This is a genomic window from Ligilactobacillus saerimneri DSM 16049, from assembly GCF_000423265.1.
GTDB lineage: Bacteria > Bacillota > Bacilli > Lactobacillales > Lactobacillaceae > Ligilactobacillus > Ligilactobacillus saerimneri.
In genome coordinates this window covers 1-14,950 of the sequence record NZ_AUHQ01000036.1, presented here as the reverse complement: position 1 = coordinate 14,950, position 14,950 = coordinate 1, and the positions used below count along the sequence as shown (strand labels likewise).

The 14,950-nt window shown below is 40.4% G+C and carries 14 protein-coding genes; 2 read left to right on the top strand and 12 right to left on the bottom strand.

The window, feature by feature from the left end:
- From G541_RS10270 to G541_RS0107600, 4 genes are all read right to left on the bottom strand, one after another.
- Positions 1–180, bottom strand: a 180-nt coding sequence (locus G541_RS10270; protein WP_155824530.1) for a helix-turn-helix domain-containing protein, incomplete at its 3' end; no start/stop codon positions are given.
- 503 nt (positions 181–683) lie between these two features.
- Positions 684–1,898 carry a CCA tRNA nucleotidyltransferase gene (locus G541_RS0107610; protein WP_027827051.1) on the bottom strand — a complete coding sequence of 405 codons (1,215 nt, stop codon included), beginning with the start codon at positions 1,896–1,898 and terminating at the stop codon, positions 684–686.
- Positions 1,895–2,683 (bottom strand): 4-hydroxy-tetrahydrodipicolinate reductase, encoded by a 789-nt coding sequence (gene dapB / locus G541_RS0107605; RefSeq protein ID WP_027827050.1) that lies wholly within the window; start codon positions 2,681–2,683, stop codon positions 1,895–1,897. Before dapB ends, G541_RS0107610 begins: the two co-directional genes overlap by 4 nt.
- A gap of 86 nt (positions 2,684–2,769) precedes the next feature.
- Positions 2,770–3,189 carry an HD domain-containing protein gene (locus G541_RS0107600; RefSeq protein WP_027827049.1) on the bottom strand — a complete coding sequence of 140 codons (420 nt, stop codon included), beginning with the start codon at positions 3,187–3,189 and terminating at the stop codon, positions 2,770–2,772.
- A gap of 205 nt (positions 3,190–3,394) precedes the next feature.
- On the opposite strand from G541_RS0107600, the gene G541_RS0107595 reads away from it, so the two are divergent.
- Positions 3,395–4,225 (top strand): site-specific integrase, encoded by an 831-nt coding sequence (locus tag G541_RS0107595; RefSeq protein ID WP_027827048.1) that lies wholly within the window; start codon positions 3,395–3,397, stop codon positions 4,223–4,225.
- Between the two features lie 44 nt (positions 4,226–4,269).
- Here G541_RS0107595 and G541_RS0107590 read toward each other — a convergent pair whose 3' ends face one another.
- The 8 genes from G541_RS0107590 to G541_RS0107555 all read right to left on the bottom strand — a co-directional run bounded on the left by G541_RS0107590 (position 4,270) and on the right by G541_RS0107555 (position 12,946).
- Positions 4,270–5,532, bottom strand: a complete 1,263-nt coding sequence (locus G541_RS0107590; protein WP_027827047.1) for a tetratricopeptide repeat protein — start codon at positions 5,530–5,532, stop codon at positions 4,270–4,272.
- 97 nt (positions 5,533–5,629) lie between these two features.
- On the bottom strand, positions 5,630–5,905 hold the full coding sequence (locus tag G541_RS0107585) for an HU family DNA-binding protein (protein WP_009554524.1): 276 nt from the start codon (positions 5,903–5,905) through the stop codon (positions 5,630–5,632).
- 172 nt (positions 5,906–6,077) lie between these two features.
- The gene (gene der / locus G541_RS0107580) at positions 6,078–7,388 is read right to left on the bottom strand and encodes a ribosome biogenesis GTPase Der (protein WP_027827046.1); all 1,311 of its coding nucleotides are present in this window, start codon (positions 7,386–7,388) and stop codon (positions 6,078–6,080) included.
- A gap of 75 nt (positions 7,389–7,463) precedes the next feature.
- Positions 7,464–8,660, bottom strand: a complete 1,197-nt coding sequence (gene rpsA / locus G541_RS0107575; protein ID WP_009554528.1) for a 30S ribosomal protein S1 — start codon at positions 8,658–8,660, stop codon at positions 7,464–7,466.
- Positions 8,661–8,933: 273 nt separating this feature from the next.
- Positions 8,934–9,611, bottom strand: a complete 678-nt coding sequence (gene cmk / locus G541_RS0107570) for a (d)CMP kinase (protein ID WP_027827045.1) — start codon at positions 9,609–9,611, stop codon at positions 8,934–8,936.
- A gap of 143 nt (positions 9,612–9,754) precedes the next feature.
- Positions 9,755–10,360, bottom strand: a complete 606-nt coding sequence (locus tag G541_RS0107565; RefSeq protein ID WP_035163193.1) for a LysM peptidoglycan-binding domain-containing protein — start codon at positions 10,358–10,360, stop codon at positions 9,755–9,757.
- 92 nt (positions 10,361–10,452) lie between these two features.
- The gene (locus tag G541_RS0107560) at positions 10,453–11,910 is read right to left on the bottom strand and encodes a RecQ family ATP-dependent DNA helicase (protein ID WP_027827043.1); all 1,458 of its coding nucleotides are present in this window, start codon (positions 11,908–11,910) and stop codon (positions 10,453–10,455) included.
- A complete protein-coding gene (locus G541_RS0107555) occupies positions 11,897–12,946 on the bottom strand; it encodes a YpbB family protein (RefSeq protein WP_027827042.1) in 1,050 nt (349 codons plus the stop codon). The genes G541_RS0107560 and G541_RS0107555 overlap by 14 nt, the downstream gene beginning before the upstream one ends.
- A 232-nt stretch (positions 12,947–13,178) precedes the next feature.
- On the opposite strand from G541_RS0107555, the gene G541_RS0107550 reads away from it, so the two are divergent.
- Complete coding sequence (locus tag G541_RS0107550) at positions 13,179–14,762, top strand: Nramp family divalent metal transporter (RefSeq protein WP_027827041.1); 1,584 nt, start codon at positions 13,179–13,181, stop codon at positions 14,760–14,762.
- The last annotated feature ends 188 nt before the right edge of the window (positions 14,763–14,950 follow it).

Below are 14,950 nucleotides of genomic sequence, written 5' to 3'. Positions count from 1 at the left end.
AAGGGATACGGTGCCTCTTTTGAGCTCATATCCGATTGTACTTGGCGAGCAGTTAAGCTCTCTAGCAATGGCACGGTTTGAGCAGCCAATAGAATGCATCACTTGAATTGTAATTCGATCATCCTTTGAAAGGTGCTTTCCCTTTTGGTGTGGTTTAGTGTTAGAATATGAATGATCCATTTTAACCTCTCTAGAAATGTTTTGTGGTAATTCATATTCTACCAGAAGGTTGAAATGGATTTTTTGTGCTCTGATCCAGTAAAAACGATTTTCACTTACTAGATCGGAACAGTGTTCAATTTGATTTTACAATCAGCGTTTTATTTTTACTTTAGTTAAAGTAACTATTTATTTGTGAGAATATGCAAAGCACATGAAGTATGTTATTGTTTGAAGTGTAGTAGTTACTTTTTCAGCTCACTTGGAGGTCAATGGTAATGAAGAAAAAACAATTCCACTATACTTTAGTCGCCTACTTATTAGGGACGCTCGCTTATATCGTATATTTTTCTTTACGTCATAGTATCCTTATGCTGGGCTTTGGAATCGCTACAATCTTTATGCTCGCTTACACTTTCCTATTTTTTAAAAACCACGAATAAATCCACCGAAAAAAACCGAACCCTACTTTTGCCAAAGCAAAAATTATGGTTCGGTTCTAAACTATTTTGCTATTTTACTTTTTAATCGCTTTGTTTAGCTAACTCACAGGCACGGCCCATTAGCGCAGCCGTTTGATTGGCAACTTTCCCTTGCACCACTTCAACTTCAAGCGTATTCAGTATTTGCCCCATCCGTGGGCCTGGCGTTATGATTTTTGCTTTAAGTAAATCATTCCCGGTTAAAACTAACTCGCGCTTTGATTTAATCGGTAACTTTTCATACTGGGTCCGAAGGGCTGTTTCATCAACCTGATTTTTGAAAAAAGCGGCTACCTGATTAGCTACTAGCAATAGTGGCAACCCTGTTTGGTATAGCATGAGCGCATCTAATTGCTGTTGCCGCAAAGCCCGTAAAGCAACACGGGCTTTAAGCGTATTGTGAATAATCTCCCGGGAAGACTTCCACTGCCGTAATAAACGACTAACCTGACTATCGTCTAGCTCACAAAGTGTAGTGATCAATGTCCAAACCGCTTCTTCTGAAGTTAACTTGATCGCTGGCAAAGTCAACAATTGTGCTAGTTCGGCACGGTAGTCCTTTAAACCAGGACAATATTGATACAAGCCAGTATCAATAAAAGCTTGCACACCCCGTTTGATGTTACGTCCTTGAAGCAACTTTACCCATTCTTCATGGATCCGTTCGACCGCAATCTTGGCTAGTAAGGGTGCATTCTCTGCAATAGCCTTTTCTGTTGTAGGATCAATTGCAAAATCAAGTTTACTTGCAAATCGCACTGTTCGCATCATCCGCAAGGCATCTTCATGATAACGTTCGGCAGGAACACCAACCGCCCGGATTAAGTGATTTTTTAAATCATCTAAACCTCCGAACAAGTCAACGATTTCCCCATTCATATCCATTGCTAACGCATTAATAGTTAAATCACGTCGCTTCAGATCATCTGCAAGCGAACGCACAAACGTTACCTTATCAGGGCGACGGTAGTCTTGGTATCCTGATTCAGTCCGAAAAGTCGTTACCTCATAGCCTTCGCCATGATCAATTACCATTACTGTCCCGTGTTCGATTCCTGTATCAACCGTTTTCTTGAAGAGCGCTTTCACTTCTGCCGGGTACGCACTGGTGGCAATGTCCACATCATGAATCGGCAAGCCCAGGATCGTATCCCGAACACTACCACCAACAAAATAAGCTTCAAAGCCATTATCCTGAATGGTCTTGAGCACTGGTAATGCTTGTTGAAATTCACTGGGAATCTGTTCAACAATCATAGGAGATTTTCCAATCCAACTAAGAGTTCTTGCGCTGTGCCGACTTTGGCAACCGCCACTGCTACTCCTGACATGAAGGAAGACCGATCAAATGAATCTTGCCGAATTGTCAAAGCTTCCCCAGGTGCACCGAAGAGTACTTGTTCGTGAGCCACGTATCCTGGTAATCGAACTGAATGGATCTTCATCCCTTCATAGTCTGCCCCCCGTGCACCAGCTAAAGTTTCTTTTTCATCAGGGTTGCCTTGGTGGTGGGCTTCCCGTACTTCTGCAATCTTCTTAGCAGTTGCCACAGCCGTTCCGCTTGGAGCATCCAGCTTATTATCGTGGTGCATCTCAATAATTTCCACATTAGGGAAGTACTTAGCAGCTTGTTGTGCAAATTGCATCAACAATACTGCTGATAATCCAAAGTTTGGTGCAATCAATCCACCAATCTTTCGTTCTTTGGCAATCTGCTGCAATTCAACCACCTGATCATCTGTCAACCCAGTTGTTCCAATTACTGGCCGCACCCCATGTTCAAGGGCAAACTTGGTATTAGTATATACAGCTTGTGGAACAGTAAAGTCGATCCACACATCTGCCTGGTCAGTGTTGATTTGTTCATAATCTTGGTAAACCGGAACATCATAAGCTGCAAATTCTGCAATTTCACTTAAATTTTTTTCAGTAGCGGTAGGATCAAAGACCCCGACCAACTCAAAATCATCATGATCGATCACCATATGTGTTGCCTTATTACCCATGCTGCCTTTAAAACCAGCAACGATTACTTTGACCATCAATATCATCCCTTTGTCTAAATCTTTATTTTAATATGATTAGTATAACATATTCACTGTTAGAGCATACTTGCTAATGAGCTTAATTACGCCATTAAAAATGTGATTGCCGCTTGATATTTCTGGACTCTTTTTAGGTCGTCTTCATTAACCTTACTCAACCTGGTCAAATCGGAGTTGTGTTGTAAGTCAGCTAACTTCACTTTCCAAGCTAGGTGATTAGCTTTAACTTTTTTAAGATAGTCTTCATAGGACATATTTTTGGGTTTAGTCAACGTGGCAACTGCTGTAACAATTTCTTCTGTAAAGCCCTTAGCCCTCAAATCAGCAAGTGTATACGCGGAATCTTCAATCACATCATGTAGTAATGCCACCACTTTAGCTTTTTCATCAGTCACTAAACTGGCAACATAAATTGGGTGCTGGATATAATCAACCCCGGCTTTATCGACCTGCCCCTTATGTGCATCACTTGCGATTTTCAGCGCAACATCATATAAACTCATTTTATTCACTCCAGTACATGTTTCTCAAAGGTAACCATCAAAACAGAGGCTGCTGTCATTCTTTATTTAAAGCTCCATTCATTTTTCCTCAAAAAATAATTTCCGCTACAATTAAATTATAACCTCCTCGTCGACAGATTGTCCTGTATTATATATACTTTAATTAAAGTAACATTTTAATTATCGAATTAAGGAGCGAATAGGCATGCGTTTCCCATACGAAAAGCAATTTCGTTTTCATCTCTACCACCGTAATCTTGAAGAAATTACTATTAACGATATCTGTCACGACGTAGCTGATCTCTTCAACTATTTACGTCATTTTAATCTTTCTTACCAAGACCAACCCCAACTAGATAATATTCACGAAGCTGACATTCGTGACTATTTCAATATGCTTCAAAGCAAGCGTAATATTAAAAATACTACCTACAATAAGGTACTGACTCATTTGAATACTTATTTTTCCTTTTTGTTTAGTCAAAGATATACAACTACTTTGCCTACGCTACAACTCAAAGGGTTACACCGTCAAGCACTCTCACAGATTCCATTAAATTGGTGTGATAATTTAGCAAATCTACTCCAAAACAAACAGCTGTCGTTCTACACTCGAATGGTTCTCTTGTGCTCGGCTCACTTTTTTACGGTGCAGGAATTTATGGCACCTAACTTCTATAAAGTTCTGAACAAAATCACTTTGCAACCCATGGAACAAGCATTTCTAGCAGAATATACTGCTGTCTACGCTGAGCTCCGGCAACTTCAGGAATGCGAAGACCTTTTCTTGAAAAAACGTATCAATCTTGCTGCCCCCCGCTTGAGCCTACCGGGGTTGCACAAGTACCTCAAAGCCGATCAAAAGTACGCCCCGTTCCCCCTTATTCCCCGTGAACTTTACCGTAATGCGGTATGTGCTTACATTCTGCACCACCAGTCCCTTTCTGACGCAGAACTTTGTCATCATTTACGTTTAACCCCCACTTCGCTTAACTATTACCGTCAGCAAGCCTATCTCTTAACTACTACGCATTAACAAATAATCCCTGCCTGGTGTTTCACCAAGCAGGGATTATTATTTTATTCATACATTAATTGATCTTGCAAATCTAACATTGTACTGTCATTAGGATGTCTTTGGAGGTAAGCGTTGATACACTCGAGTGCATCATCACGCCGTCCGACGTTGCGATAAAAGAACGCCGCATCGTAAATGAAATCATCCTGTTGTCCTAAATATGTCCGAGCTGCATCATAATTTTCTTCAGCTAATGCCAATTGGTCTTGCCGTGCATATACCCGTCCCAAGTTCCAGTATAGTTGGGGATCAACTTCATCATCACCCAAATACTGTTTGAGTAATTGAATATTATCTGTATCCTTTTTCAATTCCACTAAAAGATTGCTCAACTGGACAACCAACGTCATGTTTTGAGGATCTTGTTCTAAAGCTTGCCGCAATAACTTCTCAGCTAATGCTGTTTTCCCTAATTTAAGCGCAATCTCAACTGTCTTACGGTATAAGTTAGTATTATACTCATCCACAGCTAAACCTTCTTCATAGGTACGCAAAGCTTGGGCGAGATCCCCTTTATCTTCTTGAATTTGTGCCAGATAAGGATAGGCAGTCCCATAGGAGCTGTCTTCGTCAATTAATTTCTTGAAGTTTCGTTCAGCATCATCGACACGATCTAATTGTAACTGGGTGAAGGCTAGTTGGAATAAAGTATCATTATCCAGTTGGTCGTCATGGATTTGCTCCAAATAACCTAATGCTTGTTCAAATCGGCCTGCTCCAGCATAAGATAGTCCTAGTCGTTGAACTAAGTTGACCTGCGACAAGTTCAGAATTCCCTGTTTAATTAGGTCTAAGTAGCACCCAATCGCTTTTGTATATTGCTTAGTATTGAAATATAACTCCCCCAAGGCAAATTGGATGACAGGCTCATCTGGGGCTAAACTAGCAGCTGTGAGTAGTTTTTGTTCACTAACGTCAAACATACCCTGCGTTTGGTAAAGATCAGCTGCTACTAGTAAAGCTTCCAAATACGCTGGAGAAGTAGGCTGGATACTTGCCAGATAGTTCAGTGCTTCGTCATCATTACCCTCCCCAATCGCAATATCCGCCAGGGCTGTACGCAGACTATCTTCATCCGGATAACGTTCCAACAGCTTGGTATATGTTCTTTTGGCCCAGGTTGACAGTCCATACGAATACAGTTCTTCGGCTAAACTATACAAAGTGTCATCATCATCTTTGCGCAGCGCCCAGGCAAACTTTTTGTGGGCTTCATCGATTTTCCCTTGTGCGATTAAATCGAGTGTTTCTTCTGAAAAAGACATTATCTCTAACCCCTCACTTTTTAGTAGCTCCTTCAAGGATATATTAAAAAAAGCCAGAACACAATGGTTCTGACTTTCTTGAAAAATTATCTTTTTCTTATTTAACAGCGTCCTTCAAACCTTTACCTGGTTTAAATGCTGGTACCTTGCTTGCAGGAATTTCGATTTCTGCACCAGTTTGTGGGTTACGACCCTTACGAGCAGCACGGTCACGTACTTCAAAGTTACCGAAGCCGATAAGTTGTACCTTTTCGCCTTTCTTAAGGAAATCTTGAATTGAACCGAATACTGCATCAACTGCAACAGTTGCGTCCTTCTTAGTCAAACCAGTCCGTTCTGCAACTGTGTCGATTAATTGAGCTTTGTTTGCCATGTGTTTCACCTCCTCAATTAAAACTAGACATATTGCTATGTCATATAATCGTTTTGAGTATGACTCAAAATCGATGAAACAATGACCAACAAATCATTGTTCATTGCTAGAATAGCATAGAAAGCCTATCATAACAAGGCTTTTAGCCTTTTTTTATTACTGAAAAAAGGCATTATTTTCTCTTTCTTTCAATCAGATGCACAGGCGTCCCTTCAAAGTCAAACGCTTCGCGAATCCGATTTTCCAAGAAACGTTCGTATGAGAAATGCATCAATTCAGGGTCATTAACAAAGATTACGAATGTTGGTGGCTTAGTAGCAACTTGCGTTGTGTAGTATACCCGTAAGCGGCGCCCATTATCTGTTGGCGTCGGGTTATAGGCCAATGCATCCATAATAACATCGTTGAGTACTGCTGATTGAATCCGCCGTCCATGATTTTCATTAATTCGCTTAATCAAAGCCGGTAATTCACCTAACCGCTGGTGGGTTTTAGCAGACACAAAAATAATTGGCGCATAGCTCAAATACTGGAATTCTTGGCGAATTGCAGCCGTGAAATCATTCAGCGAATGGGTATTCTTCTTGATCGCATCCCACTTATTGACAGCAATAATAATGCCCTTGCCCGCTTCGTGCGCATATCCCGCCACATGCTTATCTTGTTCACGAATGCCTTCTTCTGCGTTCAATACCATAACTACAACATCTGAACGATCAATTGCACGCAGGGCCCGCATTACAGAATACTTTTCCGTATTTTCGTAAACTTTCCCTTTTTTCCGAATCCCAGCAGTATCAATCATTGTGAATTCAGAACCATCAGCAGTGGTAAACTTAGTATCAACTGCATCACGTGTTGTTCCCTCAATTCCAGAAACAATTACCCGTTCTTCACCCAGGATAGCATTGACTAATGAAGACTTACCCACATTAGGGCGGCCGATAAAGCTGAACTTGATGCTGTCGTCCTCTTCATCTCCAGCATTTTCAGGGAAATTCTTAACAATCGCATCTAATAAGTCCCCCGTACCAATTCCGTGTGTTCCAGCTACCGGGATTGGGTCGCCAAAACCTAGTGAATAGAAGTCATAGATCTGAGCACGTTGTTCAGGATTATCAACCTTATTCACTGCCAAAATAACCGGCTTATTAGTCCGATACAGAATCTTAGCTACTTTTTCATCCGCATCAGTAACCCCTTCTCGAACACTAACAACAAAGACAATTACATCTGCTTCATCAATTGCAATTTCTGCTTGTTCACTGATCTGCTGAACTAATTGTTCGTCACCAACGGCAATCCCACCAGTATCAATCATACTAAAAGGATGGCCAAGCCATTCAGAATTGGTATAAATTCTGTCCCGGGTTACACCAGGAGTGTCTTCTACAATTGAAATACGTTCTCCGGCAATCCGGTTAAAAATAGTTGACTTACCGACGTTAGGCCGCCCAACTATTGCAACAATTGGTTTTGCCATGTTTTTTCCTCCTTGTACTGATAAAATAAAAAAACTGACCCAAGAAAACTTAGGCCAGAATTTTTTAAAACTTAATTAGTTCTTAAGTTCGTCACCAACAATATCACCTAATGTGAAACCTGTATTTTCTTCAGGTAATTCAACACGTTCAGTATTGTTGTGTGCCTTTCCTTCGCTCTTCTTTTCGCCTTCTGGCTTAGCTTGTAAAGCCTTGATTGAGAGGGCCAAACGGTGATCTGGAGCATCAACGTTTAAGACCTTAACCTTAACCTTGTCACCAGAAGTCAAGACTTCGTTAGGAGTAGCAATGTGCTTGTGAGAGATTTGGGAAATGTGAACCAAACCTTCAACACCAGGTAACACTTCTACGAAAGCACCAAAGCTAGTCAAACGCTTAACAGTACCTTCAACAACGTCACCTTCAGCAATCTTTTCTGCTACTTCTTCCCATGGTTCTGGTAAAGTTTGCTTGATAGAAAGTGAAATCCGATCACGTTCTTCATCAACAGCCAATACCTTAACCTTAACATCTTGGCCCACCTTAAGCACATCAGCTGGCTTACCAACACGTTCATAAGAAATTTCGGAAACGTGAACTAAACCATCAACACCACCAAGGTCAATGAAAGCACCGAAGTTAGTTAAGCGAGCAACCTTGCCTTCAACAACGTCACCAACAACTAACTTATCCATAACTGCCTTCTTCTTTGCTTCGCGTTCTTCACGAGCAATTTCTTTGTGAGAAAGGATCAAGCGGTTGTCACTTGGTTCGATTTCAACAATCTTAAGTTCCAAAGTTTGGCCCTTGAACTGGTTCAAATCAGCAACGTATTGGTCAGAAATCATAGATGCAGGAATAAAACCACGAACACCAGCATCAACAACCAAACCACCCTTAACTACTTGTGTAACAGGAGCAGTGATGTGTTCGCCAGCTTCAAACTTAGCTTCGATATCATCCCATACTTTACGAGCCTCTAAACGACGTTGGGAAAGTAAGTAACTGCCACCTTCCTTGTCAGAACCGATCCGAGAGATAATAACTAAGTCCAGTACATCGCCTTTCTTAATCTTATCTTCGATTTCGTCTTCCTTAACGCTCAATTCACGGACAGGAACGACACCTTCGATACCAGTATCACCAATACCAACGATGACTTGGTTAGAATCGTCAGTTGCTAAAACTTCACCTTTAACAACATCACCGACTTTAACCTCTGTCACTTTATCTAGAGCTTCTAATAAATCCTTGTTTGCTTCTGTTTCACTCATGGACAATGTCCTCCTTAACGACTAACTCTGCTCTCTATTTTAGCTTATATTCAATTTAAATGCTAGGAAAAATTTTAACGAATAACAACATTATTCCGCTACTCTTTAAAAATGCTTCTCTTTTTTTCATCAATATGAAGCATTCTAAATGCAACAAACTCTAAAAACTATTCCTTGTGCGTTATATTTTCATTTGCTTTAAACCCGTTTATCGAAATCATTGCAATAAAAAAGAGTGAACCATTTTGTTCACTCTTAATGCTGTGCTATCAATTATTCTTGTTCCTTTTCTTTGACGATAGCCATTACTTTCGCTACAACTTCCTCAATCCCCATTGAAGTTGTGTCGACTTCAATTGCATCTTTAGCCTTTGTTAATGGGGAAATCTTGCGGGTCGAATCTTTTTGATCACGCGCAGCAATTTCTTGTTCCAGTGTTGCCAATGGTGTGTTAATTCCCTTAGCTACATTCTCTTTATACCGTCTAACGGCTCGTTCGTGAACACTTGCAATTAAGAAAATTTTCACTTGTGCATGCGGAAGAACAGCTGTCCCAATATCTCGACCATCCATCACAATTCCCCCTTGGGCCGCAATCTTGCGCTGTTGTGCTGTCAAGATTTCCCGCACACTTGGCTGGGCAGCTACAACTGAGACATTGTTAGCAATCTCTGGTGTCCGAATAACGTCAGTTACCTCTTCGTCATTGACAAACACCCGTTGTTCAGTTTCCCCTGGTTGGAAACGAATTGTCATTTGACCTAACATCTGTGCCAACGCAGCATCATCATCCAACCGTACCTTATTTTTCAGTGCAACATAAGTAGCTGACCGATACATAGCTCCCGTATCACAATAAATATATTGCAGCTTTTTGGCAATCAGCTTGGCAATAGTACTCTTACCTGCCGATGCCGGCCCATCAATTGCAATTTGCATATTTTCTTTCATAACTCTATTCACCCTTTACCACATTAAAAATATTATGCCCACGCGCCAAACGCATTAAATAATGGTCCTCTTGCCCACCGTATTAATGTATGCTCCTTAGCAAAGGAAAGAGGCTGGTCATTCCCAGCCTCTATCCAAATTTATTATTTAATCCGTACCTGTTGTCCAGGACTAAGTTGGGAAGAAGTTGACAACCCTGGGTTGAGTTGAATCAACTGGTCTACTGTCAATCCATTATTTGTTGCTACCCGATAAATTCCTTGTCCTTGACCAACTGTCGCATACTGCTTGGCTTCCTGGCTAGAAGAACTAGCAGCACTCGAAGATGACGCCTCGGAACTACTGGAACTTACTTCAGAGCTGCTTGCTTCACTCTTACTACTGGTTATTTCAGCAGACGTACTAGTAGCTTTTTTCTTTTCTTTTTTATTAGTTGCCTTTTTAGCCTTATGCGTCGAACTACTTTTGCGCTTACCTTCACTAGATGTCACTACTTCAACACTATCAGCATCATTTTCAACTGTTTTTGTTGCAGTCTTTTGCGATAGGAAATATAAACCAATAGTTCCCAAAATAATCACAATAAAAATGATCAACAGTGATGTCGTTAATACTGTATTATTTCTATTCTTGCGCTTATTTGCTGTCCGCGAGTAATTGCCCCTGTCATCACGTTCATCTTCGAATTGATTTTCCCAAGGCTTGTTATCTTCCACTTGGCCCCGTGAATCCCTGTCGTCACGATTCATTGAACGATTCCTCCTCATTGGTTATACATTGACATTTTACCATAGTTAAATAGCCCATGTACTCTTAATCTTAAAAGAAAACGACCCTACTTCTATAAATTTAAAAAAAGCTTATCCAAAATAGCATTATACGATTGAATAGTATATGAAGGAGTCACACTTTTGGTGCGCAATAATCCTAATCTGGCTAGTGGTAATTGTGTGACGTCATAATTACAACAAATTTCATCATGCTGATGAGCGTCTTTTTCAGCAAAGTAAGTATCAATGAAGCGTCGCAGACAAGTTGTCCCTTGAGCATACGTGGTCATCACTTGCAGCGCTTTTTCTTTATCCTGAAAGCGTGTAGTAAAAAAGCGCGTGGTTGCTTCTTCCGAGAACCCCCGTTCAATAAACGCCTTAATCACCTTAAATTTATCATCATCTATCCCCGTAAAAGATGTCTTTTCATTCAAACTATAAACAAAGTGAATCTCGTTGTTAGTTGGAACAGTTGCAGCGGTTAACTGCTGTTGAATCATTTCATCGCCCTGGCTATACAGAAGAATTGCAATGCTAGGCTGGCCGTCACGACCTGCCCGCCCGATCTCTTGGACATAACTTTCCATGTCTCCTGGTATATGAAAATGAATTACAAACCGAATATTTCCCTTATTGATCCCCATCCCAAAAGCACTGGTAGCACAGATAACATCTAATTTGTTGTGTAAAAATTGCTGTTGGATAATAAATCTGTCCTCTTTACTCAAGTCAGCATGATATGTAGCTACCCGTAAGTTCGTTTCTTTCTGTAATTGGACCTGCATCTGATCGGCTAACTTTTTACTAGAGAAATAAATTAATCCTGGTCCTTGCAGACGCCTTACCAACGCAAACAATTCTTGTTTCTTTTCTTCTTGACTTGAGGCTCTAACAACACTCAAATATATATTTTTACGGTTAACGGGCCGGCGAATAACTGGATCGTCTCCTTGTAAATGCAGTTGCGCTATGATATCGCGTTGTACTTTTGGTGTTGCTGTCGCAGTTAAAGCCAAAGTTAAGGGATCTTGTAACTCTGATCGCAGCCCACCTAACTGCAAATAATCAGGACGAAAATCCGGTCCCCATTGGGATATACAGTGAGCTTCATCTATTACCAGCAACCCCCATTCCATCTGCTGAATAGTTGCTTTGATTTGTGGAGTCGCTAGGATCTCAGGGGAAGCAAAGATAAAATCGTATTCTTCCAAGTGGTTAATAACAAAGCTTCGTTCCCAATAAGTTAAAGCCGAAGTCAAGGCTATTGATCGTTTAAAACCTAACAACCGCAATTGTTCAACTTGATCTTGCATCAAGGATAATAACGGTGAAATTATTAAAACTTTTTTCTTTAAATAAGCACCCATAAACTGGTAACACAACGATTTGCCGTTACCAGTTGGCATAATTGCTACTGTATCTTTAGGAGTTAATAATTGTTGTATTACCGCTAGCTGTCCGGGCTTAAATGTTGCATAACCAAAATGATGTTTTAAAAAATGTTGCAGTTCATCCTTAGTGGCTACCATCTTTTTCACCCTTTACATACATTATTTGAAATAAACGAAAAGTAATAAAATCAAGTTCTGGCATCAACTGCTGAGCTTCCCGAAACCTCCAATTGGCAATTGTAGTTTCGCCAGTAAACGCTAATCCCTTGAGTTGCTCATATAATTCAGAGCTTACCCAGTGGCAGTACGGAAAATCGTCCAAAACAATAGCATTATCAAGCATATGTTCTTCCACTGTACTTTGGCGTAAATGATAAATCTGTCTGATCTTAGCCAGCGGTACCCCCTGCATAAACTCCTGATATGTTCGTTGGGCTGCTATGGGAACCGCCCCTCCAGCACTGACTGCAGTAATCAATGGTTGAACCACCGATCCTTGCCATTCCTGTAAACAGCGGTTAGTGATATTAATCACAATGTTGGTTATATCATCTTCATCTATATTTTCTGCTTGACTAATTTGAGCATTGGTCAACCCGTTAACTTGGTGTCCAATTAGCGTATTGGCAAACACATCTGCTTCTTGGGGATTACAATTGGCTAAGCATACGCGGAGTAACTGGGTAAATTGGCGAACAACTTGTTGCTTATTACTTTGGCCACTAAACCAACGGCGAACTTGATTTTGGGCATAGATATCATTAGTTACCACAATATAGTTCTTATTTGCATAGCTAAATTCAGAACAAACCTGAACTAACAAGCGCAATATTACTCGCCATCGTTCAATATTATAGTCAGCAAAAAGTTTCGTGCGTTGTAATGGCCAGTGAACATGTCGCCATTCTTGGTAATACTTCCTACCCTGCTCAGTCAAATATACAGTACGATCATCATTTGCAGTCAAATAACCAGCTTGCACAAGATCAGCAATATCCTGCTTAAATTGTTCATTCACAAGATTAGGATCCATTTTAATCACATCCAGCCACCCGTAAACTAATCCCCAATATAATGATGAACTAGTTGTCTTTCCTTTTAAAAGCTGGCGTAAAACACTTGGACGTTTAGGCTGTTCACTATCAAAATAACCCAATAATTCTTCTTTTCGCATTGTTTTCCTCATCGTTATAGTGTTTTTACATCGATCTGTATTATATTATAACAACTCTACATTCGTTGTCGTTTTTACTTCTTGTTAAAAATGCTGTATCTTATTCTAATTTAAAACCCTTTCATGATAGTATCTCCACCCTAAAAATAAGGTAAGCCTAAAAAATTGTTTTATTCTATAAAAAAATGTTGTACAATACCGTTGAACATGGAAAGAAAGGGTGGTATTTACTTTGGCAAATACTAACAAGAAGCATAAGCTTATTGAATATGCTAATGGACCATCATTGGAGGAAATCAACGGAACGGTCAAGGTTCCTAAGGGAAAGGGTTTCTGGAAAACCCTCTTGGCCTACTCCGGACCAGGAGCTTTAGTCGCTGTTGGTTATATGGATCCAGGTAACTGGTCAACTTCAATTACTGGGGGACAAAACTTCCAATACTTACTGATGTCCGTGATCTTAATTTCGAGTTTAATTGCGATGTTACTTCAATATATGGCAGCTAAACTGGGAATTGTGACACAAATGGACTTAGCTCAAGCAATTCGAGCTCGAACTAGCAAAGCTTTAGGGATTATTTTATGGATTATGACAGAGCTTGCCATCATGGCGACTGATATCGCTGAAGTTATTGGGGCTGCTATTGCCTTGTACTTACTTTTTGGTATCCCATTAACTTACGCTGTCTTTATCACTGTCCTTGACGTTTTAGTCTTATTGCTGCTGACGAAAATTGGCTTCCGAAAAATCGAAGCAATCGTTGTTGCCTTAATCTTTGTTATTTTATTTGTTTTCGTCTATCAAGTAGCATTATCTGATCCTGATTGGGGTGGCGTTTTTGCTGGTTTAGTACCAACTACTAAAACTTTTGCTGAATCACCATCAATCGGTGGTCAAACACCAATTACCGGGGCTTTAGGGATTATTGGGGCAACGGTTATGCCACATAATCTTTACCTGCACTCTGCTATTTCACAGACACGGGCCATTGACCATAACGATGAAGAAGATGTCGCAACAGCTGTACGGTTCTCTGCATGGGATTCCAATATCCAGTTAAGTTTTGCATTTATTGTTAACTCCCTTCTTTTGATCATGGGGGTAGCCGTCTTCAAGACTGGGGCTGTTAAAGATCCATCATTCTTTGGTCTGTACGAAGCTTTATCTAACACTTCAATGTTGAGTAACGGGGTTTTAATTGCCGTTGCTAAATCAGGTATCTTGTCAGTCCTCTTTGCCGTTGCTTTATTGGCTTCTGGTCAAAACTCAACGATTACAGGGACTCTGACAGGACAAGTTATCATGGAAGGCTTTATCCATATGCGGATGCCGCTCTGGGCACGGCGTTTAATCACTCGGTTACTATCCGTTGTTCCTGTATTGATCTGTGTTGCGTTGACTTCGGGTGAATCAACTATCCAACAACACGAAGCAATTAATAACTTGATGAACAATTCCCAGGTATTCCTTGCTTTTGCATTACCATTCTCTATGTTACCGTTATTATTAATGACTAACAGTGAGCACGAAATGGGAGCACGGTTCAAGAACTCTCTATGGGTTAAGGTTGTTGGCTGGATCTCAGTTATTGGGCTAACTTTCCTCAACCTCAAAGGATTGCCAGAAAACATCACTGATTTCTTCGGCGATAATCCTTCTGCTCATGAGATTGCTTTGGCTCATAACATTGCATATTTCTTGATTGTTTTAATCTTGGCTTTACTTGTCTGGACTGTAATTGATATCATCCACGGAGACAGAAAACTAGCCGCTAAAAAGCAAGCAGCTATGCAAGCCCAACATTCAGCTGAATAATTGATACGATAAGATTAGTAAACAAAAATCGGACTGCGAGTTTAATCTCACAGCCCGATTTTTTATATGGCAGATTGTAAAATTTAAGTTGAACATTTTAGTGGACAGAAAAACCCATAAAGGTCTTTAATGGTGTCGTTACAACATTCCATTAGAAAGAAGGACCTTTATGGGCACCACTATCTTAT